Consider the following 25,885-nt stretch of genomic DNA (forward strand, 5'->3'; position numbering starts at 1 on the left):
AGTCCGGCCGCACCAAAATCGTCTCGAAGTGAAACCGGAGAACCCATGGCAAACCTCCATCCGTTTGCCATCTTGAATCAGAAAAACACCGTTCCGGAAAGCCCCTATATGAGTCCCACTCACAGAGACTTGGTATAAGTCTTCGGGATTGTGACGGCCGCTGTCGCCGCGGAACGACGGGTCCGAAGATCCAGGGATCGCCGGCTTGCCGTCGATCTCGGTGCGGTAAGCCCGCGAATAGGTCTCGTAGTCGAAGCCCGGCGTATCGCCCGGACCGTCCCAGGTGATGGTCGCGCTGTAACTATGCGTTTTCGGTTCGCTCATCGAAACCCCTCCGGAGCCGCGTGGCTCCCCCTCTATTCGTCCGTTTCTTCGCGCAGTCGTGCGGCTTGGCGCTCCAATTCATCGGCGGCGGCGCGGCGACCCTCGGCGTCGAGCTTGTTGAGGTCGACATGCAAACGCAAGGCCTCGCTCTCGGCATGAATAAACGATGGTCCCGAATCGATGTCGTCATAGATGCCGGTTACCGCATAGGTTCGCACCGGATGGGGAAAGCCCTTGACCGTGATCGGCTCCTGCTCTTCGGCGGCAATCTCGTTCTTGACCAAGGCGTGGGTTTCGTGGGCCATCATGATGCCATCGACCGGGGCCGCGCCTTCGAGGCGCGCGGCGAGGTTCACTTCGCCGCCGATGATGGTGTAATCCATGCGCTCCTCGCTGCCGAAATTGCCGACATTGCAAAAGCCTGTGTTGATGCCGATGCGCACGTGAAACCGCCGCTCGAGGCCGCGGTCCCGCCATTTCGCCCGCACGCCCACCATGCAGCGCTGCATCGCGATCGCCATGCGCACGCAGGCCAGCGCGTCCTCCTGCACACCCTTCGTCGTCGGGTCGCCGAAGAACAGAAGCATGGCATCGCCGACGTATTTGTCGATGGTGGCGCCGTGAGCGAGTGCGATTTCGGACATCTCGGTCAGATAATCGTTGAGCAGATACGCCAGTTCCTCGGGCTCGAGATCGTCGGTGGTGGCGGTGAAATCCTTGATATCGGAAAAAAAGACCGTGAGCTTCTTGCGCGTGGTCGAAATCGCCACCTCCTGCTCGCCGCGGAAGATCGACTCGTAAACCTGAGGTGACAGGTACTTCGACAATTTCGATGACAGTTCGGCCAGCACCCGGTTCTTTTCGTCGAGCGCGTCGATCGCCGCCTTTCGTTGTTCGACCATCTTGTTGAAGGCAAGACCGAGCTTGCCGAGTTCGTCGTCGGCCTTGATCTCAATGCGGTGATCCAAATTGCCTTCCGCGTATTGATCGATACCGAATACAAGCAGCCAAAACGAGCGAACGATCTTTCGCGTCGTGACCCAAGTCGACAGCCCGACGACGGCGAGGATGAATAGGGCCATCACCAGGATGACCAGGAGGGCCGTCCAACTGGCGCCCTGGGTCTGGGCATGGGCCGTCATCTTACGATCGAGGACGACCATCTGGACGTGATCGTCCATGACGTCGTCGAATTCCTCGATCTCGCCCCGGAAACGGGCCAGCGTATCGTTCAAGTGATCGGTCTGCTGAATCATCACCGTACCCAGGGCGGCCGCGGCGGCGAACTCCGCGCTGATATGGTCCAGGACGTTGGTCTCGGCGCTCGACATGGGGGTCGTCCGATATTGCGATTCGAAGCGCTGGAAATCGGACATCGCGTCTTCGAACTCGCGTCGCTGCTCTTCGTCCGGTTCGTGCATATAACTCTCGACCGCGGCGAAGGCCTCGTCGGTGTTGATCTCCATCTCCAAAGCCGCAGCGAGTTTCGTCACGTGATCCGGGTCCGACCGTTCGAAGCCCGGCTGCAGCGTGTCGTCGATCAGCGCATCGATCTCCCTAATCTTCTGACGCACGGTCGTCAGATCGGCGGTTCGTTTGGCGACCGTGGCGATGATCTCCTCTCCGGACTGCTGGTAAGCGCGCTGCAGCGCAAGAACCGAATCTCCGAGAGCCTCGTCGGGACCGCCTTTCGTCAGGGTAGAAAACTGTTCGGCGTAGCGGGCGAAATCCATGTTCGAATCTTCGAACCGATCGATTTGACGCGGATCCGGATGGGTGACGTAGTTGAGTATCGAGTAGGTCGCCTCGCCGGCGTTGATTTCCATCTCCAAGGCCGCCCGCTCCAAAGGATCCTCAACCTCGATGATCTGGCGCACGATGTTGACGATGCCAAGAAGCAAATAACCGGACACGATGGCGCTGACCACCAGCACGACGAGCAGCATTGCGAGCGAGCGCCACATCTGTCGGACGATCGACTTGTTGCCGCGATCCTGGTCGGCGGACGGCGGTTTCGTCCCGGCCGGCCCCGGCCCCTGCGATGTCACGTCCGTTTCGGCACCCATTTGTTCATTGGCCGTCAGCAGCGGTGCAATCCCCCTGAACCTAGCGCCCAGGGAATCCGACGGGCAAACGAATTCCGGACGAGAGCCTTATCGAATCATACGGAACCATTCTGCCGCCGGCATTTTTCGCCGTGACCAGGAAAGCGCCGCAGAGCGTATCCCGCATCCGGTCAAGGCGGTTGACGCCGTCATGGCGAAAAAGGCCGCGGCCCGACGGGGTTGCGTTTGGGCGGCCATCCGCGGCGTTGCCGCCCTCACCCGATGCTTCGGCATCGCGTTTCGGACGGCGCCTTGCGGCCTGGCACGCCCAAACCGCAACAGAATTGATCCCGTATGATTCGATAAGGCTCTAGGCCGGTCAAGGGGTCGAGTCTATACATCCCGGATGGCGGTAGCGGAAATTCTCGAAATCCTGATCTACATTGCCTTGGCGGGTGTCGTCGCCGCGCTGTTGATCGGCGTGGTATCGATGTTTCGTGGCGGTGACTTCAACCGCAAGTACGGCAATCACTTCATGCGCTGGAGGGTCGGCCTGCAAGCCACCGTCGTCCTGCTGCTGGTGTTGCTATGGCTGGTCAATCGCAGCTAGCCCGGGTTTCTCACCACGGATCGCGGTCGTGTCGCGGATCAACCAGCACAGCGCAACGATGGCGCACGGGATCGTCGGCTCGATGTGCCGGGGCACGTTGTCGGTGATCAAAGCGTGGCTGACGACGACGTAGAGCGACGGCAGCAGAAAGACGAGGACCGGCCGGCGGCGTCGGCGCCAGGCCCTGATCGCGGCCCACACCATCGCCGGCAACAGCAACACCGAGAACATTCGGGCGGCGAAACCGATTCGCCGATCGACGGCATCGATCCCAGTCCATTTTCCGGCGGTTTCGTAGGCCATCCCCCGCCACATCAACAGCCCGGACACGGCGACGTGCTTGACCGGGTTCTCCGCCATCACCTGCAGCGGCGTCAGCATCTTGACCAGGTTGCGATAGCGCCCGCCCAGAGCATCGATGTTGGCCTGCTGACGCGCATTGACCACGCCGCGGTCATATTTGATGCGCACGTGATAACCGTCGACGTTGTGGGTCGACAGCATTTCGTATTGGCCGGGCTCGAGATAGGCGGCGGCCAGGTCCTCGCCGACATAGGGCGCGTAATAGACCAATCCGGCGAACGCCTCGTCCCAGGTCATCATGTCGTATTCGGCGCGGCGCAACAGCAATCCATGGCCGCGCTGGGTGAATTGGACCGTATCGACGACGACGATATTGCGCGCCACCCATGCCGAGGCCATGGCGAGCGCGATCAAGACGATCCAGGAGAGCGGAACGAACGCGGCGCTGTGGCGACCGCGGCTGAAAAACGTCATCGCAATGAGAATGGCGAGGCCGCCGAAAATATAGAATAGGAAGATCGCCTTGGTCAGCACCAGGAGGCCGAGGCTGACCCCGGCCACGATCGCGACCCAGCGGCGGCCGGGATTCTGCGCCAGCAATGCGATCGCGAAGGCATGGGCGGTCAACAAGAGGGTGGCCAAGGGTTCGGATACGAAGGTCGCCGCGGCATAAAAGATCGCGTTGCCTTGGAAAAGAAACAGGGCCACGGCCAATACCGCCAACCAGCCGCGACCGCAGAGCCATACCGCCGCCGCGTAAATCAGCAGCGCGATGGCGACGAGCAGGAACATGTGCATGAAAACGAGCCCGTCCCGGAGGTCCGGACAGCTCGACGGAGATTCGAGCAGGCACGCGATATCGGGCGGCGGCGCCCCGAGCAGAGCCGCCATGCCTATTGCCAAATATGCCGGATAGGCAGGTTCGCGGATGATCGTCGGCTGCGCCTCGCCGTCATCGGTGGCACGCCAGGCGAAGCTGCCGGTGGTCGCCAGGTTAAAGGCGATGTCGGTAAATTGACCGCTCAGATCGAAAACCGAGCGCCGGTCGATGTTGGTCCAGGTGACCAGCAGAACGCATGCGATGAGAATCGCAACCGCAACGCGGTCGGCGCCAATTGCCCGAAACCGTTTCTGATCCGCGTGCATCAAGCGGCATACTCGACATGGTCGCGCTAGCGCCGAGACTTATGCATTATTCCCCGGCACGGGAACAGGCGAGTCTCGCCACTCAACGAAAGGGCGCAGCATGGTCAAGCTCGACAAAATCTATACCCGCGGCGGCGACGGCGGTGAAACCTCCCTCGGCATGGGCGCGCGGGTCGCCAAACACGACCCGCGGGTCGCCGCCTACGGCACCACCGACGAAGCCAATGCGGCCGTCGGGCTCGCCCGTCTCCACACCGGCGGCGACACCGACGCTTTGCTGCGGCGGATCCAGGACGATCTGTTCGATCTCGGCGCCGACCTTTGTGTGCCCGACGACGGGTCGGACAAGTCCGCCAAGGCGCTGCGCATCTCGGCCGCCCAGGTCGAGCGTTTGGAACACGAGATCGACGACATGAACGCCGCACTCGAACCGCTGAGTTCGTTCATTCTACCCGGCGGCAGCGCGGCGGCGGCCCACGTCCATGCGGCACGCACCATCGTTCGGCGCGCCGAGCGGCTGATGACGGAACTCGCCACCAGCGAGCCGGTCAATGCCTACGCGCTGCAATACATCAACCGTTTGTCGGACCACCTGTTCGTGCTGTCGCGCCACCTCAACGAAGACGGCCGCGGCGATGTGCTGTGGCGACCGGGCGCCAACCGGTGACGTCGGCGACGCGTTTGGCGGCTACTGCGCGCGGCGGCGCAGGTAGTTGAGCAAATCGATGCGGGTGACCAATCCGCGATAGGCATCGCCCTGGAAAATGAGCGCGACATAACCGTCGCGCAGCAACGCCACCAGGTCGCCGAGCGGCGCGCTGCATTGCAAGGTCTCGAGCCGCGTCGTCATCGAATCGCGCAGCGGCTTGGCGAAATCCCGTTCGTGGCCGAACACCGCGCTCAGCAGGTCCATTTCATCGATGATGCCAACGATCGCGCCGTCCTCGAACACCGGCAGCTGAGACACGTTGTACAGTTTCATCCGTCCGTAGGCGGCGAGCAAAGTATCGTCCGGGGTGACGGTAAAGTCCTCGTGGCCCTCGTGCCGGCGTGCGATGAGGTCGCACAGATTGCCTTCCTGCTCGCGCTTGACGAAGCCCTGATCGAGCATCCAATAATCGTTGTACATTTTGGACAGGTACTTGTCGCCGCGATCGGGAATGATGACGACGACGCGTTTCGGTTCGCTCTGCTCGCGGCAATAGCGCAGCGCCGCCGAGACCAAGGTACCGGTCGACGAACCGCCCAGCACACCCTCTTTGCGGACCAGTTCGCGCGCCGCCGCGAAGCTTTCGGCATCGCTGACCCGGTAGGCCTTGTCGATCAGGGACAGATCGCCGATCGGCGGCAGGTCGTCTTCGCCGATACCCTCGACCAGCCACGCCCCCGGCTCGATCAGCTCCCCGGTTTCGACATAGTCGACCAGGATCGAGCCAACGGGGTCGGCCAGCACGACTTCGATATCCGGCTGAACGCCCCGAAAATACCGGCCGAGACCGGTCAGCGTCCCACCGGTGCCAACACCGAGGACGAGGGCATCGATATCGTGATCCATCTGGGCCCAGATCTCCGGCCCGGTGCCTTTTTCGTGCGCCCGCGGGTTATGTACGTTGCCGTGTTGATAGACGTAGAACGCGTTCTCCGTCTCATCGGCGATACGTCGCGCCATGGTTTGATAGTTTTCGGGGTGTCCGGGCGGCACATCCGAGCGCGTCACGATGACCTCGGCGCCAAACGCGCGAAGGTGCTGAATCTTCTCCTGGCTCATCTTGTCGGGGATGACGATGACCATGCGGTAGCCCTTGAGCGCCGCCACCAGCGCCAGCCCCACGCCGGTATTGCCCGACGTCGCCTCGACCAAGGTGCCACCCGGCTTGATTTTTTCCTCCCGTTCGGCGCCCTCGACCATGGTCATGGCGATGCGGTCCTTGATCGAGCCGCCCGGGTTGTATTGTTCGAGCTTGCCGAACAGCCGACAGGGTCCGGTATCGAGGTTCTTGAACTCGACCACGGGTGTGCCGCCGATCATCGCCAGCGCGTCGCTGACGACCGGAGGAGGAGGTCCCTTCACCGGCCGGGCCGTCTGCTTTTCGTTATCACCATTCGCTTCCCACGCCGCGTTCGAAGGGGACGATTATAGCCATCGCGGCGGCGCCGGACAGAGGCGATTCGACGGCTTGAAAATCGGCCCGCCGTTGATTGACACGCATTTGTCATCGACTTATTGTGCACCCGCGAAAAGGCTGCTGGGACGCGCGCGTTTGGGGCTCCGGTGGCGTCCTTTTCCAGTACAATCGAGGAAATTGCGTAGAGGCGGGAGATGAAAGTCCTCGTTCCGGTCAAGCGGCTGATCGACTACAACGTCAAGATCCGCGTCAAACCCGATGGCTCCGGCGTCGAGACGGCCAACGTCAAGATGTCGATGAACCCATTCGACGAAATCGGCGTCGAGGAGGCGATACGCCTCAGGGAAGCCGGCGTGGCCGAAGAGGTCATTGCCATCTCGCTCGGTATCCAGCAGTGCCAGGAAACGATTCGCACGGCGCTCGCGATGGGCGCCGACCGCGGCATCTTGGTGCATACCGACGATGAATTGCAGCCGCTCGCGGTGGCCAAATTGCTCAAGGCGATCGTCGACAAGGAAGGCCCGTCACTGGTCATCCTCGGCAAGCAGGCCATCGATGACGATTCGAATCAGACCGGCCAGATGCTGGCGGCGCTGCTGGGCTGGGCGCAGGGTACCTTCGCCTCCAAGGTCGTGATCGAAGGCGATACCGCCAAGGTGACCCGCGAGGTCGACGGCGGTCTCGAAACAGTGTCGCTCAAGATGCCGTGCATCATCACCACCGACCTCCGCCTCAACGAGCCGCGCTACGCCTCGCTGCCCAACATCATGAAAGCGAAGAAGAAGCCGATCGACGTCTTGACCCCGGCGGATTTGGGCGTCGACGTGGCGCCGCGGCTGAAGACTCTCAAAGTCGGAGAGCCGCCCAAGCGCGAGGCCGGCATCAAGGTCGAAAGCGCGGCCGAACTGGTCGATAAACTCCGCAACGATGCGAAGGTGATCTGATGGGCATTCTCGTCCTCGCGGAACACGACAATGCGTCCCTGTCGCCGGCGACGCTGAACGCGGTTACCGCGGCGCGGCAGATCGGCGGCGACATCGACATCCTGGTCGCCGGAGAGAATTGCGCCGGCGCCGCGGAAGAAGCCGCCAAGGTCGCGGGCATCGCCAAGGTCTTGGTCGCCGACGGCGCCCATTACGGGCACCGGCTGGCCGAGAATCTGGCGCCGCTGGTAGTCGAGCTGGCGCCCAATTATAGCCATGTCCTGGCCGCCGCGACCACCTCCGGCAAGAACGTCCTGCCGCGCGCCGCGGCCCTGCTCGACACCCAGATGATCTCCGAGATCATCGCCGTCGAGGCACCGGATACGTTCGTCCGTCCGATCTATGCCGGCAATGCCTTGGCCACCGTACAATCGACCGACGCGGTCAAAATCATCTCGGTCCGCGGCACCGCCTTCGAGCCGGCCGCCGCGGACGGCGGTGCGGCGACGGTGGCGGCGATCGACGGCGCAGGCGATGCGGGACTATCCTCATTCCTCGGCCAGGAGCTCACCGAATCGGTGCGCCCCGAGCTCACGACCGCACGGATCGTGATCTCCGGCGGCCGCGGCATGCAAAGCGGCGACAATTTCAGCCTGCTTGACGGAATCGCCGACAGGCTCGGCGCGGCGATCGGCGCGTCGCGGGCCGCGGTCGATGCCGGCTTCGTGCCCAACGACTACCAAGTCGGCCAAACCGGTAAAGTGGTCGCGCCCGATCTTTATATCGCCGTCGGTATTTCGGGAGCGATCCAGCACCTCGCCGGCATGAAGGACAGCAAGGTTATCGTCGCCATCAACAAGGACGAGGAAGCGCCGATCTTCCAGGTCGCCGATTACGGCCTAGTCGCGGACCTTTTCAAGGCGTTGCCGGAACTCGAGGCGGAGCTCAACAAATAGCCGGTTGGACGGCAACGACAGCATCTGGGTAATCGAGCCATGATAGAGAAAATCGGGGTGATCGGCGCCGGTCAGATGGGCAACGGCATCGCCCATGTCTGCGCGCTGGCGGGTTTCGACGTCGTCTTGTCCGATATCGATGACGCCAGGCTCCAGCAGGCGATGCAATCGATTGAAAAAAATCTCAAGCGGCAAGCCAAACGCGGCACTATCGGCGACGGCGATGTTACCGCCGCCCTTGGCCGGATAGGGACGACAACCGGTTTCGATGATTTTGGCGCTTGCGACGTGGTCATCGAATCGGCGACCGAAAACGAAGAAGTGAAACGCGACATCCTCAAGTCGCTGTGCCCGGGTCTGAAGCCCGAGGCGCTGCTGGCATCGAACACCTCGTCGATTTCGATCACCCGTCTCGCCGCGGCCACCGACCGGCCGGAAAAATTCATGGGCATGCATTTCATGAACCCGGTGCCGGTGATGGCCCTGGTCGAGTTGATCCGGGGGCTGGCAACCTCGGACGAAACCCACAAGGAGATCCGCGCCCTGGCCGACAAGCTGGGCAAGACGGTGGCCCTCGCCGAGGATTTTCCCGCCTTCATCGTCAATCGCATCCTGCTGCCGATGATCAACGAGGCGGTCTACACGCTTTACGAGGGTGTCGGCACGGTCGATTCGATCGACAAGGCGATGCGACTCGGCGCCAACCATCCGATGGGGCCGCTCGAGCTCGCCGATTTCATCGGCCTCGACACCTGCCTGTCGATCATGAGCGTGCTCTATGACGGTCTCGCCGACAGCAAATACCGACCGTGCCCGCTGCTCGTCAAATACGTCGAGGCCGGTTGGATCGGCCGCAAGGCGGGGCGCGGCTTCTACGACTATTCCACCGACACCCCGGTCCCGACCCGCTGACCGCCGGGGCGTCGCCCGCCGCGCCTCACCACAACATCAGCGCGCCCTGGCCGGCGGCGAGGGCATAATAAAGCCGCAACCGCAGGACGTATTGCCGGCCGCGAACCATGCGCGTTTCGATACGGGCATTGAAATCGCTGCCGCTGTCGTCGTCGCCGGCGACATAGGCCGGCGCGCCATCGCTGTCATCGAACAGCACCATGATGCTGTCGAAGGCGCCAAAGGTCTGGATCACGTAGCGACGGCTCTCCTCGGGGTGGATTCTGAAATTCAGCTGTTCGCCGGCGCCGATGGCGACCGGCGTCGATTCGAAGGCGGTCAATTCGGGAAGCTCCGCGTCCTCGAGCGGCGGGTAGAATGCCTTGACCCGATCGGTGTCGATCGGAGATAGGCCTGGCTTCGGCACCAGGGCGAATTTCTTGAACGTCGCCGGCTCGATAATCAGGCCCGATGGAAACGAATAGTGCATGACCGAGTCCTGGTCCCACACCGAGCCCTCAACCTCGGAAACGTCGATCTTTCGGATGATGTTGAAGAAGGTCTTGCTGCGGCTCCAATTGTTGGGCGGACCGGCGAACGTTTGGTAGACCTTTTCTTCGTCCCAGACGATGCCGGAATTGGGATTCTGGTGCTCGTGGGGGAAGCCGAGCGCATGGCCGATCTCGTGAAGCGCCGTGTCATGGCCGTGCAGCGTGGTCAGGTCCCAGCCCAGGTTCATTGTCCGGTCGTGGGGGTCGGGCACGAGATCGATGATGTCCCGGCCGACATAGGACCACGACACGCCGGGCTCGAAGGCGATGCGGATTTCGGCGTCTTGCGGATCGTCGACCTCGGCGAAGCGGAGGCCGATGCCGAGGTCCTTCCACTCGCGGAACGCATCGCGCATCGCCTTTTTTTGCTTGTTGTTGCCCTTCCACGCCTTCGGTGCGTCGAGGAAGTGATATTGCAGCGCAGTACCGTTTACCCACTTCTTCTCGATATCGCGGATGAGCGACATGCGTCGCGGCCCGAGCCCATCGGGCAGGGCGCGGTCGGGGACCGGCGGCAGCTCGCAAAGCTGAACGGCCTTTGCCTTGCCGGGTGATTTCCTGGTGGCGGCCTTCTTCTTGGAAGCCATGGTATCCTCCTCAATCACCGGCATCTGGACGACGGCAGGGAGTGTAGCCGATCCGGGTACGATCCGAAAATGTGCAACTTAGGGCCGTCCCGGGCGGCAACAGGGATTCATCTGTTTTCCCACCGCCGGTCTGCTACAGTTGGGCGGCAACGTGCCTGCCCGGATCGGCGGGGCGGATCGCAGGTATTCGGTACGGAAATTTCAAAAGAGGAATAAATTGATGCTGAACTACGCCAAACGCGGTCTCGCCGCCCTACTCCTGCTCGCTCTCGCTGGTTGTTTGAGTTCGGGCGCGACCGATCTGGAAAAACGGCAAAACACCGTCGATCTGGCGACCCAAACGATCAACGAGTTCATCGCCGACCCCGACAAGACTTGGTTCCGCCAGCACATCGGTGGGGCCAAGGGCGTCCTGATCGTCCCGCGCCTGGTCAAGGCCGGGTTCATCTTCGGCGGCTCCGGCGGCAACGCCGTCCTGCTCGGACGCGGCGCCACCAAGGACGATTGGAGCTATCCCGCGTTCTACTCGCTTGGCGCAGTGACCTTCGGGCTGCAGATCGGCGGCGAGGTTTCCAACGTGCTGATGCTGGTGATGACGCAGAGCGGCATGGACGCGCTCCTGTCGACCGACGTCAAGTTGGGCGCCGATGCCAGTATCGCCGTCGGCCCGGTGGGAACGGGCGTGGCGGCGCAGACCGCCGATATCCTCCTGTTCTCGCGCGACAAGGGCCTGTTCGGCGGCCTTACGGTAGAGGGTTCGGTGGTCAGCCCGCGCCCCTCCTATAATGAGCAGTATTACGGCAAGCCGGCGCGGTCGAGCGACATCACCATCGTCCGCGACGTCAGCAATCCCGGCGCCGACGCCCTGCGCAAAGCGGTCGCCGACGCATCGCTGTAAGACGACTTCATTCTGAACCGGGTCGCCTGCGCGATTGCCGCTTCGGGCGACCCGGCGCCATTTCGACATCGTTCTCGACCCCGCCGCCGCGATTCGATCCGTGGCGGCGCTGACTGTGGCCGGCAGGTAATCCTTGCACGCCGCGCGAGTCCTGCGGCGTCTCTCCCGTGCCGGTTTCATGAGGGCTGCGAGCTGTCGGAGCGGCACCGTATGGCCCGCTCCTCCGATCTGCCCGCCCCTGCATGATATACGTCAATGCAGGCGGCCGGCGGCCGCCGCTAGATGCGGGGATTCGGAAACTTCGCTAGGGAAGGCTTGTCACGATGGTGCCGGCCCGCCACTCCGCCGCGTCGGTCGACGCCCGCCATGCGACGCTGACCGCGTCGGGTCTGACGAAGGTCTACCGCACCGGCGACGTCGAGGTGCATGCGCTGCGCGGGCTCGACTTCGTGCTTTACGAATCCGAACTCGTCGTTCTGCTTGGCCCGTCGGGGAGCGGCAAATCGACCCTGCTCAACATCCTCGGCGGCCTCGATAAGCCGACTTCCGGGCATGTCTACTTCCGGGACGAGGAGCTTACCGATTACGACGACGGGGCGCTGACCCGCTTTCGCCGCGACCATGTCGGCTTCGTCTTCCAGTTCTACAACCTGATCCCCAGCCTGACCGCGCTCGAGAACGTCGCCCTGGTGACCGAAATCGCGCCGGCGCCGATTGCCCCCGCCGAGGCCCTCGCCCTGGTCGATTTGGGCGACCGGCTGAACCATTTCCCGGCCCAGCTATCGGGCGGCGAGCAGCAACGGGTCGCCATCGCCCGCGCCATCGCCAAGCAGCCCGATATCCTGCTCTGCGACGAGCCGACCGGCGCCCTCGACAGCGAGACTGGCATCCTCGTGCTCGAGGCGATCGACCGGGTCAACCGTGAGCTGGGCACGACGACGGCACTGATCACCCACAACGCGATCATCGCCGAAATGGCCGACCGGGTGCTGCTGTTCGGCGACGGCCTCATCGTCGAGGAGCGGCCGAACGCCGCCAAGCGCGCGCCGCGCGAGATGAGCTGGTAAGGCGATGAGCGCCCTCGATCGGAAACTCCTGCGCGACCTGTGGCGGCTGCGCGGGCAGGTATTGGCGATCGCCCTTATCATCGCCTCGGGCATCGCCGTCCTGGTGATGTCGCTGTCCGCAGTCGAGGCGCTCGACGAGACCGCGGTCGCCTATTACGAGCGCTACCGCTTCGCCGATGTTTTCGCCAATGTGAAGCGCGCGCCGGAGCGTCTGGTCGGGCGCATTGCCGCGCTCCCCGGCGTGCAGGCGGCCGACGCGCGGATCACCGAACTGGCGATCATCGACCTGGAGGAGGTTGAGCAGCCGGTGCTCGCCACCTTCGTCTCGATCCCTGAGCGACGCGCGCCGATTCTCAACCGGCTCGCCCTCCGCCAGGGACGCCTGGTCGCCCCCGGCCGCGCCGACGAGATCGTCGTCAGCGCGCCCTTCGCCGAGGCCCATGGGCTGATGCCGGGCGACCAAATCCGCGCCATCCTCAACGGTCACCGGCGCGACTTGCAGATCGTCGGAATCGCGCTATCGCCGGAATTCGCCTACGCCATCGGCCCCGGTTCGCTGATGCCCGACGATAGGCTTTACGGCATCATCTGGATGGGTCACGAGGCACTGGCCTCGGCCTACGATCTCGATGGCGCCTTCAACACCATTGCCTTGTCGCTGTTGCCCAATACGGGATCCGCCGATGTCATCGATCGGCTCGACCGGCTGCTCGCGCCCTATGGCGGTATCGGCGCCTATGATCGCGACGACCAGATCTCGAACTGGTTCCTGATGAACGAGATCGATCAACTGCGGAACATGGCGGGCATCCTGCCAACGATCTTCCTCGCCGTCGCTGCCTTTCTGACCAACATGGTGATGTCGCGCCTGATCGCCACCGAACGCGGTGAAATCGGCCTGCTCAAGGCGTTCGGCTACGGCAACCTGGCGGTCGCCTGGCTCTACATCAAGATGGTCATCGTCATCGTCGCGATCGGCATCGCGGTCGGTTGGGTGACCGGTTTCTGGATGGGACGCTGGCTGGTGCAGGCCTATGGCGAATTGTTCAGTTTCCCGTTCCTCCTCTATCGGCCCGGCCCAAACGTCTTCGCCATCGCCGCACTGGTCAGCCTGGCCGCCGCATTATTCGGCACGATCGGCGCGGTGCGACGCGCCGCTGCACTGCCGCCGGCCGAAGCGATGCAGCCACCGGCGCCGCCGCTCTATCGCCGGACCGGGATCACCAAGTCCGCCTTCGCCCGCTGGCTCGACCAGCCGACCCGTATCATCTTGCGCCAGGTGTTGCGCTGGCCGGTCCGCTCCTTGCTGACCAGCTTCGGCATCGCCGCGGCGGTGGCGGTGCTGATCACCGCCCTACAATGGAACGACGTCATCGACCGCATGGTCGATTTCTACTTCTTCCGCTCCCAGCACCAGGACGTGACGGTCGGGCTGGTCGAACCGCAATCGAGCGCGGTCATCGGCGAGTTCGCGCGAATGCCGGGCGTGGGCCACGCCGAACCGATGCGGTTCGTCAGCGTCCGCTTCCGCGTCGGCAATCGGACCCATCGCGAATCGATTCAGGGCATCACGCCCGATGCGCGACTCAGCGTACTCTACGACACCGCGGGCAACGTCGTGCGCGTGCCGCCGGAGGGCCTCGTGCTGTCGACAAAGCTGGCGGAGATCCTCGGCGTCGGGCGTGGCGATGCGGTCCAGGTCGAGGTGCTGGAAGGGCGGCGGGCGGTCCGCCAAGTCCCGGTCGTCGATCTGTTCGAAACCTATATCGGCACGCCGGCCTATATGGACTTGGCCGCCGTGAACCGATTGATGCGGGAGCGGCCGGCGACCAACATCGCTCATCTGACCGTCGATCCCGCCCATGCGCCGGCATTGTTCGCGAATCTCAAGGACCAACCGAAGGTGTCCGCGGTGCTGTCGCGCCGCGCGGCCGTCAACACCTTCAACGAGACGATGGGCGAAGTGATGCTGACCTATGTCGGTTTCTTCGTCGTCTTCTCCTGCACCCTGGCCTTCGGCGTCGTCTACAACAGCGCCCGGATCATGCTCTCCGAACGGGGTCGTGAACTCGCCACGCTTCGCGTCTTGGGTTTCAGCCGCGCCGATATTTCTTACATCCTGCTCGGCGAGGTCGCGCTGCTGACATTTGTCGCCCTGCCACTCGGCTGCGCCGCCGGCTACGGCCTCGTATGGTTGATCGCGAACCGCTTCGAAACCGAGCTGTTCCGGGTGCCGATGGTTATCCTGCCGTCGACCTACGGATGGGCAATGCTGATCGGCTTGGCGGCGACCGCGGTCTCGGCGGCGATCGTACGGCGGCGGATCGATAGGCTCGATTTGATCGCCGTCCTGAAGACACGGGAGTAACCGATGGCGAAGTGGAGGTGGCGGCGAATCTCGGTCTGGGGCGTGCTGGTCCTGGCGGTCGCCGCGGGAATTGGCTATGCCTTCCGACCCCAGCCGGTGCTCGTCGATATCGCCATGGTGGGACGCGGCCCCCTCGTCGTCACCATCGACGAAGAGGGCGAGACGCGGGTCAAGGACGTGTTCGTTGTCTCGGCGCCGGTGATGGGTCGGGTGCTTCGCATCGAGGCCGAAGTCGGCGATGTCGTCGTCGCCGGCGACACCGTGGTCGCCGAGATCGAGCCGGTCGCCCCCAGCTTCCTCGACATGCGCAGCCGCGCCGAGGCCGAGGCGCTGCTGCGCGCGGCCGAAGCCGCCCGCCAGGTTGCCGCGGCCGACCTCAGACGGGCCCGGGCCGAACTCGACTTTGCCGGCATCGAGCGCGACCGCGCCGAGAAGTTGCTGCGCAAGGAGTGGATCGCGGAGAGCGCCTACGATGCCGCCGAGCGCGCCTATGACACCCGCCAGGCCGAGGTCGAAACCGCCGAAGCCGCGCTCGAGATGCGCGCGCACGAGCTCGAAACGGCGCGCGCCCGCCTGCTTTCGCCGGCCGACGCCGGGGACGTGGAAGAGCCCTGCAAGTGCGTGCCGATCCGGGCCCCGGTCAGCGGCCGCGTGTTGCGTGTGTTCCACGAAAGCGCCGGCGTCGTCCAAGCCGCAGAGCCGCTGCTCGAGATCGGTGATCCGGAAAATCTGGAAATCGTCGCCGACCTGCTCTCCGCCGACGCGGTGAAGGTCCGTCCGGGCCAGCACGTATTCGTTGAGGAATGGGGCGGCGGGGAGCCGCTGGCGGGCCGCGTCAGGCGAGTAGAGCCGTTCGGCTTCACCAAGGTTTCCGCACTCGGCATCGAGGAACAACGCGTCAACGTCATCATCGATCTCGAGGATCCGGTGGCCCAACGATCCCGCCTGGGCCACGGCTATCGCGTCGAAGTACGGATCGTCTTGTGGCACGACGAAGACGTTTTGAAAGTCCCGCAAAGTGCCTTATTCCGCCACGGCGACTTCTGGTCGGTGTATGTCGCCGAGGACGGCCGGGCACGGCTCCGTGAGGTGACGCTGGGCCACGCCAACGGGCTGGAAGCGGAGATCATCGACGGTCTCGCCGAGGGCGCGTCGCTGGTGCTGCATCCCAGCGACCGTATTGCCAGCGAGGTTCGTATCGCCGAGCGCGACTGAGGCCGCGGTGATTTTAGTTCGCCGGCGCGTCGGCCGCTTCTTGGGGTGCGCTGGCGCCGAGGAGTCCCAGGTAGTGATCGACCAGGGCCAGCGCCTGGTCGGAGCTCCACTCAGCGGGGCCGGCCAGGATACCGACGGCACGGCCTTGGCGGTCGAGAATGAAGCTGGTCGGCAGCGCCGGCGCGGCGATGGCGCGAAAGCTACGCATGTTGTCGTCGACATAGATGCCGAGGTGCTCGATGCCGCGCTGTTCGTAGAAGCGCTCGACCTGGGGCACGCCCTTGCGGTCGAAGGATAACGCCAGTACGACGAAGTCTTCGCCGCCGCGCAGCGCTTGCATTTGGTCGAGGTCGGGCATCTCGCGAACACAGGGCGCGCACCAGGTCGCCCACAGGTTGAGCAGGACCACGCGGCCGGCGAAATCGCCGAGGTCGAGCTTCCGCCCATCGGCGTCGACGAACGACAGTTTGGGCATCTCGCGCGGCGGATCGATGGCCTCGAATGGCTCGAACGAACCCGTGAGGTTATTGGGATCGAGCGCTTCGGCGCTTGATTGAACGGCGGGAATGGTCAAAATCACCCCAAATGCCAGGGCAGTGAGCCAATTGGCCATTCTGTGTCTCCTGTTCCCTGTCGCTCGTCTCGCGATCTTAGAGGACCGGCCCCGATGACCGCAAAGCGGAAAAAGAACGCCGATCCGGTTGCCTCCGGTCCGCCCGCGGCGACCGCCGCCAGCGCGCTGTGGGGCGGCCGTTTCGCCGCTGGACCGTCGGCCGCGATGACCGAAATCAACGCTTCGATCGGCTTCGACTGGCGCCTCTATGCCGAGGACATCGCCGGTTCGCAGGCTCATGCCGAAATGCTGGTCCGCCAAGGCATCGTCAGTCCTGAAGATGGGGACGCCATCGCCCGCGGTCTAGAGGCCATTCTTCACGAGATCGAGAGCGGTGAGTTCGCGTTTTCCACCGCCCACGAAGACATCCATATGAATATCGAGGCCCGGCTCGCCGACCTCATCGGCCCGACTGCCGGCCGGCTCCACACGGCGCGCTCGCGCAACGACCAGGTGGCGACCGATTTCCGTCTTTGGGTGCGCCAGGCGGCGGCGGCGCTCGACACCCAGTTGCACGACCTGCAGGCCGCATTGCTCGACCGCGCCGACGAACACGCGGCGACGGTGATGCCCGGTTTCACGCACCTGCAGCCGGCGCAACCGGTCACCTTCGGCCATCACTTGTTGGCCTATGTCGAAATGACCGGACGCGACCGCGGCCGTTTCGCCGATTGCGCTCGGCGCCTCAACGAATGCCCCCTCGGCGCCGCCGCCTTGGCCGGGACCAGCTTCCCCATCGACCGCGACATGACCGCCGACGCGCTCGGCTTCGAGCGGCCGATGGCGAACTCGCTCGATGCCGTTTCGGCGCGTGATTTCGCCGTCGAGTTCCTTGCCGCGGCGGCCATCGCGGCGACCCATCTGACGCGCCTCGCCGAGGAGATCACCCTATGGTCGGGGCCGGGCTTCGGCTTCGTCACCCTATCCGACGCCTTCTCCACCGGCAGCTCGATCATGCCGCAAAAGCGCAACCCCGACGCCGCCGAGCTGGTGCGTGGCAAGAGTGGCCGCGTGGTCGGCGCCCTGATCGGGCTGATCACCGTGGTCAAGGGGCTGGCCCTGGCCTATGCCAAGGACCTCCAGGAAGACAAGGAGCCGGTTTTCGACGCCGCCGATACCCTGTCGATGTGTATCGCGGCCACCGCCGGCATGATCCGCGACCTCGAAGTCGACGCCGCGGCGATGCGCGCGATGGCCGATGCCGGTCACGCTACCGCGACCGACCTCGCCGATTGGCTGGTCCGCGCGCTCGACATGCCGTTCCGCGATGCGCATCATGTCACCGGGCGGATCGTCCGGCTGGCCGACGAAGCGAATTGCGGTCTCGCCGACCTGCCCCTGACCGACCTGCAGTCGGTCGAGCCGCGCATAACCGGAGAGGTGTTCGACGTGTTGACGGTGGAAAGCTCGGTCGCCAGCCGCACCAGCTATGGCGGTACCGCCGCCGGCAATGTGCGCGCCGCGGTCGCCGCGGCGCGGGAGCGATTCCAGTGACCCGGCGCGCCCTGCTCCGGGTGCTGATGCTCGGCGGGATCGCCGTCGCCGCCGCTGCCTGCGGCGTCAAGGGGCCGGTCGAGGCGCCGCCGGACAAGCCGGGAACGCCCTTCCCACGCCGCTATCCCCAGGAAGAGCGACCGCTATGACCGGCTTCGCCTATCGCGGCGGCGCGATGATGGCCGAGGATGTCGCCCTGGCGCGGATCGCCGCCGAGGTCGGCACGCCGGCCTATTGCTATTCGCAGACCGCGATCGAGGACCGGTACCGGGAATTCACGGCGGCACTGTCCGGGGTTGCCGAGCTCATCTGTTTTGCGGTCAAGGCCAATTCGAACCTCGCCGTGATCCGCACGCTGGCCGATCTCGGCGCCGGCGCCGACGTGGTGTCCGAGGGTGAGTTGCGCCGTGCCCTCGCGGCCGGGGTGCCGCCGCGCCGCATCGTCTTCTCCGGCGTCGGCAAGTCGGCGGCCGAAATGTCGTTCGCGCTCAAGGCCGGGATCCGTCAGATCAATGTCGAGTCGATCCCCGAGCTCGAGGCGCTGAACGAAGTGGCCCAGGCCGCCGGCCGCAGCGCCGAGATCGCCATCCGGGTCAATCCCAATGTCGACGCCCGGACCCACGAGAAAATCACCACCGGCCTGCGCGAGAACAAGTTCGGCATCGACTTCGCCGATGTCGCCGCCGCGGCAGAGCGCGCGGCCGCCCTGCCGGCGATCGAGCTGGTCGGCCTGGCCGTTCATATCGGCTCGCAACTGACCGAGCTCGCGCCTTACGAAGCGGCCTTTACCACCCTCGCCGAGCTGGTACGCGAACTGCGCGACGGCGGCCACGATATCCACCATCTCGATCTCGGCGGCGGTCTCGGGGTCGACTATGCGGGCGAAGCGCCGCCCGCGTTCGACGACTACGCGGCAATCGTCCGCCGCACGGTCGGAGATCTCGGCTGCGCGCTCGCCTTCGAGCCGGGCCGCGTCCTGGTCGCCGAAGCAGGCGTGCTGCTGGCCCGGGTGTTGGTCGTAAAGCAAGGCGGGTCGCGGACCTTCGTCATCGTCGATGCGGCGATGAACGACCTCGTCCGACCCTCGATGTACGATGCCTACCACGCGATCGACACCGTCGACGATCCGGGCGGCGCCACTCGCGCCGAGGCCGATGTCGTCGGCCCGGTGTGCGAAAGCGGCGACCGGCTCGGTCTCGCCCGCCTCCTGCCGCCGCTCCGTGCCGGCGACCTGATTGTCGTTCGCAACGCCGGCGCCTATGGTGCGGTGATGTCGTCGACCTACAATTCGCGGCCCCTGGTCCCGGAAGTCATGGTCAGGGGCGACGCCTACGCGGTCGTCCGGCCGCGCCAAAGTTATGACGCAATGTTGGCCCAGGATTTTCTGCCCAAATGGCAGCAGGAACCGGCGGCAACGATGCGGAAGGCAACCGGATGAGCGCGAACGAATCCGGCCGCGGTGCACGGCCGGCGGGCGGCGTGGCGCGCAAGCTCGGGCTCGCCCGGTTGGCATTGCTGTGGGAGCAGCTGTGGCCGGCGCTGTGGCCGGCGGCGGCGGTGATCGGCGTGTTCCTTGTTATCGCCCTGTTCGACCTCTTGCCGCTGCTGCCCGGCGCGGCCCATACGGCCATCCTGGCCGCGTTCATCGCCGCCTTGGCGTTTGCATTGTGGCAGGCGCGCCGTGCCTGGCGGTGGCCCGATGGCGGCGCGGCGGAACACCGGATCGAGACCGCCAGCGGTCTCGCCGACCGGCCCCTGGTGGCGCTCCGCGACGGGCTCGCGGCGGGCGGCGGCGACCAATTTTCCGAAGGATTGTGGCGGGTCCACCGTGCCCGCATGCGGGAACGGATCGCCGCCCTCAGGGTCGGCGCACCGCGTCCCGGCCTGGCCCGTCACGACCCGTGGGCGCTGCGCGCGGCCTTGCTCTTGGTCTTGATCGTCGCCGTCGTCGCTGCCGGCGCTGACGGTCCCGATCACCTCGCCCGGGCCGCTCAGCCCGATTTCAGCGCGGCGCGTTACAACGAGGTCGTCAGCCTCGAATTGTGGGTGACCCCGCCCGTCCATACCGGCAAGGCGCCGCTGTTCCTCGATCAAGGCGCCGCCACCGAGGCCCCGTTGTCGATCCCGGTCACCAGCAATGTGGTTGCGCGCCTCCATGGCAAGGGTCAGACACCGGCGCTCGAATTCGGCGATGGGGTTGTCCCGTTCAGCCCCTTGGACGCCGAATCCTTCCAGGCCGAAGCGACCATCACCGGCGACGGCCGGCTCGCCGTCCGCCGCGGCGGGATCGATTTGGTCGGATGGGACCTCAAGGTGATCCCCGACCAGCCCCCGATCGTCGTCTTCGCCCTGCCCCCGGGGGCGAGCCAGCGCGCCCATCTCAGCGTCGCCTATTTCGCCCGCGACGATTACGGCGTGGCGGCGGTGCGCAGCACCATCCGCCGGGTCGACGGCGAGGGAAATATCATCGAGGACGAGGCGCCGATCGAGCTCGACCTCGGGCTTGTCGACCTTGGCCGGGCCGAGGTCGAGGCCACCGCCTATCACGATCTCACGCCCCACCCCTGGGCCGGTCTCGAGGTCAGCATCACGCTCGAGGCCGAGGATGCGATCGACCAGATCGGGCGGAGCGAACCCATCCTGGCGAACCTGCCGGCGCGCGTGTTTCAACATCCGGTCGCCCGCGCCATCGTCGACGAGCGGCGCAAGCTGTCGGTCGATGGGCGCGCGGAAAACCGCCGCAACGTGGCCTATGCGCTGCGCGACCTGTCGTCGCGGCCGAAACAATTCTTCGATGACAAGGTCGTATTCCTGGCGCTGGTGACCGCCAGCGCGCGGCTGGTGCTGTCGGATGACGATTCCGCGATCCCGGCGATCCAGCAATTGCTGTGGGACACCGCGTTGCGCATCGAGGACGGCGAGGTGTCGCTGGCCGAACGCGATTTGCGGGCCGCGCAGCAGGCGCTGATGGAAGCGCTCGAAAGCGGCGCCACCGATGCCGAGCTCGACCAGTTGATCGACGCCCTGCGCAGCGCCCTCGACCGTTACCTCCAGGCGCTGGCCGAGAACATGGCGGACGACCCTCAAGGGATGACCCAGGAGATGCCGTTCGATCCCAACTCGACGGTGCTCGAATTCGAAGATTTGCGCGATCTCCTCGAGCAGGCCCGCGAATTGGCCCGCAGCGGCGCGCGCGACGCGGCCAAGGACCTGCTGGCGCAATTCCAGGATATCCTCGAGAACATGCAGCCGATGATGCAGCAGCAAAGCCAGGCCGGCGAAGGCCAGCTCGGCGAAATGCTGCGCGACCTCAGCGACCTGATCCGGCAACAGCAGGACCTGCTCGACGACACCCATCGCAATTGGCAACAGGGCGGTCGCGATCAGTCCGGCATGGAAGGCCGCGAGTCGCAACAGGGAGCGGCATCGCAGGAGCAGCTGCGCCGTGACCTCGGCGACCTGATGCGCCGCTTCGGCGAACGCTATGGCCAGATCCCCGACGAATTGGGCAAGGCCGAGGGCTCCATGCGCCGGGCCGAGGATGCCTTGAAGCGCGCCCTGCCCGGCCGTGCCATCCGGCCCCAGGGCGAGGCCCTCGATTCGATGCGCGAAGGCGGCCGCGTCATGGCGCGCGGCCAGCAGGGCATGGCCCAAGGAGCGACCGGCGAAGGCAACGGTTTCCAGCGCGATCCCTTCGGCCGGCCGATGCCGGGCTTCGGACGCCCCGACACCGAGAACGTCGACATTCCCGAAATCGGCGAGATCCAGCGCGCGCGCCAGATCCTCGACGAGCTGCGTCGCCGCGCCGGCGAGCGCGGCCGGCCGCAGGACGAACTCGACTACATCGACCGCCTGCTGCGCCGGTTTTGAGCCGTCTCGCGACGCGCTTTATGACTGCGACGGATGTGGCGACAAGCCGCATCGAGCACGCCAACGACACGCCGCGGTGCTTTCCTTACGGCGCCGAGTTCCTATCTTAAGGACGTTCCGCACCCCAACCGTGGTAGCGCTGTCATGCCGGGTCCGCTTGCAGGCGTCAAAATCATCGACCTCACCGCAATGGTGTCGGGGCCGATGGCGACGATGATCCTGGCCGACCAGGGCGCCGATGTGATCAAGATCGAGAACCCGCGTGGCGGCGACTTCACCCGCGCGATGTCCAACGGGCGCGGCGGTTTTTCCGCCACCTTCCTCAACAACAACCGCAACAAGCGCTCGCTCGCGCTCAACCTCAAAGACCCGCGCGGCCGCGACCTGTTGATGCGCCTCACCAAGGGCGCCGACGTGGTGATCCAGAACTTCCGCCCCGGCGTCGCCGAGCGCATGGGCCTCGGCGAGGATGCGATCCGCGCGGTCGCGCCGGATATCGTCTACGTTTCGATCAGCGGCTTCGGCGAAAGCGGTCCCTACGCCAACAAGCCCGTCTACGACCCGCTGGTCCAGGCGCTGTCGGGGCTGAGCACGATCCAGGGCGGGTCGGATGCGTTGCGGCCGCGTCTGGTGCGGACCATTCTGCCCGACAAGCTGACCGCCGTCACCGCCGCCCAGGCGATTACCTCGGCGCTGCTGGCGCGGGCTCGGAGCGGCGAAGGACAGCACGTGCGATTGTCGATGCTCGATTCGGTGGTCGCCTTCCTGTGGGGTTCGGACATGGACGGCCAGACCTTCATCGGCGACGGCGCGCCCGACCAGGAGGCACAAAGCTTCATCGACCTCATCTACGAGACCGCCGACGGCCATATCAGCGTCGCCGTGCAGTCGGACAAGGAATGGGCGGGCCTGGCGCGCGCCGTCGACCGGCCGGACTGGGTCGCGGATCCGCGCTTCGCGACCGCGGCCCTGCGCCAGCAGAACATCGACCTCCGTCTGGAACTGACCCAGGTGGCGCTCGGCCCGATGACCTCGGCGGAAGCGCTGATCCGGCTGGAGGCGGAGGACGTCCCCTGCGCGCCGGTCTTGCGGCGGCGGGACGTGGTTACGCATCCCCAGATCGTGGCCAACGAAACCCTCGTCGAAAGCGTTCATCCGACGGCGGGACACCTGCGCCAGGCACGCCCGGCGGCGCGCTTCTCGGCGACCCCGGCCGGACATCGCCACGGGGCGCCCCGGCTCGGCGAGCACAGCCGCGAAGTGCTGGCCGAGATCGGCCTCGGCGACGACGATGTGCGGGACCTCGCGGCGGCCGCGATCATCGGCCTCGACAGCGGCGGCGAGGCCTGATGATCGATTTCCACTACTGGCCCACGCCCAACGGCTGGAAAGTGGCGATCATGCTCGAGGAGTGCGGCCTGCCTTACCGCATGATTCCGGTCGACATCGGCCGCGGCGACCAATTCGATCCGGCGTTCCTCGCCGTCAGCCCCAACAACCGGATGCCGGCGATCGTCGATCACGATGTCGACGGCGAGCCGATTACGGTGTTCGAATCCGGGGCGATCCTGCTCTACCTCGCCGAGAAGTTGGGGAAATTCCTGCCCGGCGACGCGCGCGGTCGCAAGGAGGCGCTGGAATGGCTGTTCTGGCAGGTCGGCAACCAGGGACCGCTGGCCGGCCAGCTCAGTCACTTCGTCAATTACGCACCACCCGACCAACATTATGCGCGACAACGCTATGCCAACGAATACCACCGCTGCCTCGGCGTTCTCGAGCGCCGCCTGGCCGACCGTCCCTATATCCTCGGCGACGCCTACACGATCGCCGACATCATCTGCTGGCCATGGGTGCTGATCGCCAAGCCGCTGGGCCAGCCGCTCGACGAATTTCCCAACGTCGCGACGTGGCGACAGCGGGTCAAGGAGCGCCCGGCGGTGCAGCGCGGTGTCGATCTCGGCAAGGAACACCGCCCCACCGGCCCGCCGTCGGCCGAAGCGCGCGAGGTGTTGTTCGGACAAACCGCCAAGACCGCGGACGAACGGGGCGGCTAGTGGGCAGCGGCCCGGAGTGGCTCCGCCAAGCCTCGGTGGACGGAGGCGGCGGCGCGCGCAGCCGTGCCGCGACAGTGCGTTCTTTGCGGTCCCCTTGAGTGGCGTTAGGATGCATCATCAACCCTCAATGGCCCACAATCAAGGACCGGACCAAAATCCTGCTCCCGGTGGACGATCATCACGGCAACCCCCTAAATAGGGCAGCGAAAGCGTTCCGAAGTGCCGCAACGACGCAACCATGACGGCGACCCGGTGACCCTAGCGAACGACGAATCAATCGTCCGTTTCGACGGCGTCGGCGTGCGCTACGGCGCCGGCGAAGAGATCCTCGGCGACATCACCTTCGCGCTGCCGCCGGCCTCGTTCCACTTCCTGACCGGGCGCTCCGGGGCCGGCAAATCGACCCTGCTCCGGCTCATGTACATGGCGCACGCACCGACGCGCGGCACGGTCCGCCTGTTCGGACGGCAGCCGTCGGAGGTGGACCGGCGGGAACTGCCCGGCCTGCGGCGCCGGATCGGCATCGTGTTTCAGGATTTCCGCCTGCTCGACCATCTGACGGCGGCGGAAAACGTGGCCCTGCCGTTGCGCGTCGCCGGTGCCAAGCGGCGGAAAATTCGCGAGCACGTGACCGAATTGCTGCGTTGGGTTGGGCTCGACGGCAAGCTCGATGCCCTGCCGCCGACGCTTTCCGGCGGTGAACAGCAGCGCATCGCCATCGCTCGCGCGGTGATCAACCGGCCGCGGTTGTTGCTCGCCGACGAGCCGACCGGCAATGTCGACGACGAGACCGCCGATCGCCTGCTCTATTTGTTCCGCGAGCTCAACCGGCACGGCACGACCGTCGTCGTCGCGACCCATAGCGAGCCTTTGGTGGCACGATTCGATTTTCCGCGATTGCACCTCGACGGCGGGCGGATTCATCACGACCTTGCCACCATTGAAGAGGGCGTCTGAATGACGCCGGCGGGCACGGTTCTCGACCTGCGCGGCGATTCGACGCGCCGTTACCTTCCCCTGATCGTTGCCTTCATGGTCTTCCTCGCCACGCTGGCGGTGGCGGCGGCGATCATGACGACCGCGGCGGTCGACCGCTGGGGCGAAAATCTCGTCGGCACGCTGACGGTGCAAATCCCACCGGCGGCGAACGGGGCCGCCGCAACCCAGGACGCCGTGGACACCATCGCGGCGCTGTTGCGGACCACCCCCGGTATCGCCGAAGCGCGCGCCTTCGACGCGGCGGAAAGCCGCGCCCTGCTCGATCCGTGGCTCGGCACCGCGGTCGGCGATACGACCCTGCCGCTGCCGCGGCTTATCGATGTCCGGCTGCGCGGCGGCACCGTTCTCGATATCGAGGCCCTGCGCATCCGCATCCACGAACACGCGCCCGGTGCGCTGGTCGACGATCACAGTCAATGGCTCGGCGAGCTTACGTCGCTGACGCGCTCGGTTCAGATCGCGGCCGCCGCGGTCGTCGGCGTGATCGTGCTCGCCGCCGTGTTGACCGTGGTCTTCGCGACCCGCAGCGGCATCGAAGTCCACCACCCGACGATCGAGGTCCTCCACTATATCGGTGCGCCGGATTCCTATGTCGCGCGGCTGTTTCAGCGCCAGTCGCTGTTGCTCGGGCTGCTCGGCGGAATCCTCGGCTTTGCCGCGGCGGCGCTGGTGTTGGTGATCGCCGGCCGGGTCTTTCCCCGGGTCGAGATAACGACCTTGCCGGCCTTCACCCTTTCGACGACGGATTGGATCGTGCTCGCCGTCGTCCCCGTCGCTGCGGCATTGATCTCGACAATCGCCGCGCGCCTCACCGTCCTGCGCGCTTTGCGGCGGATGATGTAGCG

22 protein-coding genes are annotated in these 25,885 nt (G+C 65.4%); 17 read left to right on the forward strand and 5 right to left on the reverse strand.

Translation table 11 applies throughout. The annotated features are described in order from the left end of the window. Positions 1–356: 356 nt before the first annotated feature. Positions 357–2,390 (reverse strand): HAMP domain-containing protein, encoded by a 2,034-nt coding sequence (locus GY791_09720; GenBank protein MCP4328696.1) that lies wholly within the window; start codon positions 2,388–2,390, stop codon positions 357–359. Between the two features lie 385 nt (positions 2,391–2,775). Here GY791_09720 and GY791_09725 point away from each other — a divergent pair, with 385 nt between their 5' ends. Continuing rightward, on the forward strand, positions 2,776–2,979 hold the full coding sequence (locus GY791_09725; GenBank protein ID MCP4328697.1) for a twin transmembrane helix small protein: 204 nt from the start codon (positions 2,776–2,778) through the stop codon (positions 2,977–2,979). On the opposite strand, the gene GY791_09730 is transcribed toward GY791_09725, so the two are convergent. Then, entirely contained in the window at positions 2,956–4,431 is a 1,476-nt protein-coding gene (locus GY791_09730; GenBank protein ID MCP4328698.1) for a hypothetical protein, read from the reverse strand. The genes GY791_09725 and GY791_09730 overlap by 24 nt on opposite strands. Positions 4,432–4,528: 97 nt before the next feature. On the opposite strand from GY791_09730, the gene GY791_09735 reads away from it, so the two are divergent. Next, positions 4,529–5,095 carry a cob(I)yrinic acid a,c-diamide adenosyltransferase gene (locus GY791_09735; protein ID MCP4328699.1) on the forward strand — a complete coding sequence of 189 codons (567 nt, stop codon included), beginning with the start codon at positions 4,529–4,531 and terminating at the stop codon, positions 5,093–5,095. Between the two features lie 21 nt (positions 5,096–5,116). On the opposite strand, the gene GY791_09740 is transcribed toward GY791_09735, so the two are convergent. Continuing rightward, positions 5,117–6,457, reverse strand: coding sequence for a pyridoxal-phosphate dependent enzyme (locus GY791_09740; GenBank protein ID MCP4328700.1), 1,341 nt, complete (start codon positions 6,455–6,457; stop codon positions 5,117–5,119). Between the two features lie 291 nt (positions 6,458–6,748). Here GY791_09740 and GY791_09745 point away from each other — a divergent pair, with 291 nt between their 5' ends. The 3 genes from GY791_09745 to GY791_09755 are packed head-to-tail and all read left to right on the forward strand — an operon-like array spanning position 6,749 to position 9,345. Further along, positions 6,749–7,498, forward strand: coding sequence for an electron transfer flavoprotein subunit beta/FixA family protein (locus GY791_09745; protein ID MCP4328701.1), 750 nt, complete (start codon positions 6,749–6,751; stop codon positions 7,496–7,498). Beyond that, complete coding sequence (locus GY791_09750; GenBank protein MCP4328702.1) at positions 7,498–8,433, forward strand: electron transfer flavoprotein subunit alpha/FixB family protein; 936 nt, start codon at positions 7,498–7,500, stop codon at positions 8,431–8,433. The genes GY791_09745 and GY791_09750 overlap by 1 nt, the downstream gene beginning before the upstream one ends. 39 nt (positions 8,434–8,472) lie before the next feature. Further along, positions 8,473–9,345, forward strand: a complete 873-nt coding sequence (locus GY791_09755; GenBank protein MCP4328703.1) for a 3-hydroxybutyryl-CoA dehydrogenase — start codon at positions 8,473–8,475, stop codon at positions 9,343–9,345. Positions 9,346–9,370: 25 nt separating this feature from the next. Here the strand turns inward: GY791_09755 and GY791_09760 are convergent, their stop codons facing one another. Then, complete coding sequence (locus GY791_09760; protein MCP4328704.1) at positions 9,371–10,462, reverse strand: hypothetical protein; 1,092 nt, start codon at positions 10,460–10,462, stop codon at positions 9,371–9,373. Positions 10,463–10,682: 220 nt separating this feature from the next. Between GY791_09760 and GY791_09765 the strand changes: the two genes are divergently transcribed. From GY791_09765 to GY791_09780, 4 genes are all read left to right on the forward strand, one after another. Next, positions 10,683–11,360, forward strand: coding sequence for a lipid-binding SYLF domain-containing protein (locus GY791_09765; GenBank protein MCP4328705.1), 678 nt, complete (start codon positions 10,683–10,685; stop codon positions 11,358–11,360). Positions 11,361–11,683: 323 nt separating this feature from the next. Further along, entirely contained in the window at positions 11,684–12,427 is a 744-nt protein-coding gene (locus GY791_09770) for an ABC transporter ATP-binding protein (GenBank protein MCP4328706.1), read from the forward strand. Positions 12,428–12,431: 4 nt separating this feature from the next. Further along, positions 12,432–14,795, forward strand: a complete 2,364-nt coding sequence (locus GY791_09775; protein ID MCP4328707.1) for an FtsX-like permease family protein — start codon at positions 12,432–12,434, stop codon at positions 14,793–14,795. A gap of 3 nt (positions 14,796–14,798) precedes the next feature. Continuing rightward, positions 14,799–16,010 (forward strand): HlyD family efflux transporter periplasmic adaptor subunit, encoded by a 1,212-nt coding sequence (locus GY791_09780; protein ID MCP4328708.1) that lies wholly within the window; start codon positions 14,799–14,801, stop codon positions 16,008–16,010. 13 nt (positions 16,011–16,023) lie between these two features. Here GY791_09780 and GY791_09785 read toward each other — a convergent pair whose 3' ends face one another. After that, positions 16,024–16,623 (reverse strand): TlpA family protein disulfide reductase, encoded by a 600-nt coding sequence (locus tag GY791_09785; GenBank protein ID MCP4328709.1) that lies wholly within the window; start codon positions 16,621–16,623, stop codon positions 16,024–16,026. A 54-nt stretch (positions 16,624–16,677) separates the two neighbouring features. On the opposite strand from GY791_09785, the gene argH reads away from it, so the two are divergent. The 8 genes from argH (at position 16,678) to GY791_09825 (ending at position 25,883) form a co-directional block, all read left to right on the forward strand. After that, complete coding sequence (gene argH / locus GY791_09790; GenBank protein MCP4328710.1) at positions 16,678–18,117, forward strand: argininosuccinate lyase; 1,440 nt, start codon at positions 16,678–16,680, stop codon at positions 18,115–18,117. Continuing rightward, positions 18,114–18,266 carry a hypothetical protein gene (locus GY791_09795; GenBank protein ID MCP4328711.1) on the forward strand — a complete coding sequence of 51 codons (153 nt, stop codon included), beginning with the start codon at positions 18,114–18,116 and terminating at the stop codon, positions 18,264–18,266. The genes argH and GY791_09795 overlap by 4 nt, the downstream gene beginning before the upstream one ends. Then, positions 18,263–19,555: a diaminopimelate decarboxylase gene (gene lysA, locus GY791_09800; protein ID MCP4328712.1), complete on the forward strand. Its 1,293-nt coding sequence runs from the start codon at positions 18,263–18,265 to the stop codon at positions 19,553–19,555. Before GY791_09795 ends, lysA begins: the two co-directional genes overlap by 4 nt. Further along, positions 19,510–21,987: a TIGR02302 family protein gene (locus GY791_09805; GenBank protein ID MCP4328713.1), complete on the forward strand. Its 2,478-nt coding sequence runs from the start codon at positions 19,510–19,512 to the stop codon at positions 21,985–21,987. Before lysA ends, GY791_09805 begins: the two co-directional genes overlap by 46 nt. Before the next feature lie 144 nt (positions 21,988–22,131). Continuing rightward, positions 22,132–23,337, forward strand: a complete 1,206-nt coding sequence (locus tag GY791_09810; GenBank protein ID MCP4328714.1) for a CoA transferase — start codon at positions 22,132–22,134, stop codon at positions 23,335–23,337. Beyond that, complete coding sequence (locus GY791_09815) at positions 23,337–24,041, forward strand: thiol:disulfide oxidoreductase (GenBank protein ID MCP4328715.1); 705 nt, start codon at positions 23,337–23,339, stop codon at positions 24,039–24,041. Before GY791_09810 ends, GY791_09815 begins: the two co-directional genes overlap by 1 nt. 276 nt (positions 24,042–24,317) lie before the next feature. Next, a complete protein-coding gene (ftsE, locus tag GY791_09820; GenBank protein MCP4328716.1) occupies positions 24,318–24,998 on the forward strand; it encodes a cell division ATP-binding protein FtsE in 681 nt (226 codons plus the stop codon). After that, positions 24,999–25,883: a cell division protein gene (locus tag GY791_09825; protein MCP4328717.1), complete on the forward strand. Its 885-nt coding sequence runs from the start codon at positions 24,999–25,001 to the stop codon at positions 25,881–25,883. The last annotated feature ends 2 nt before the right edge of the window (positions 25,884–25,885 follow it).

It is taken from the genome of Alphaproteobacteria bacterium (assembly GCA_024244705.1).
GTDB lineage: Bacteria > Pseudomonadota > Alphaproteobacteria > JAAEOK01 > JAAEOK01 > JAAEOK01.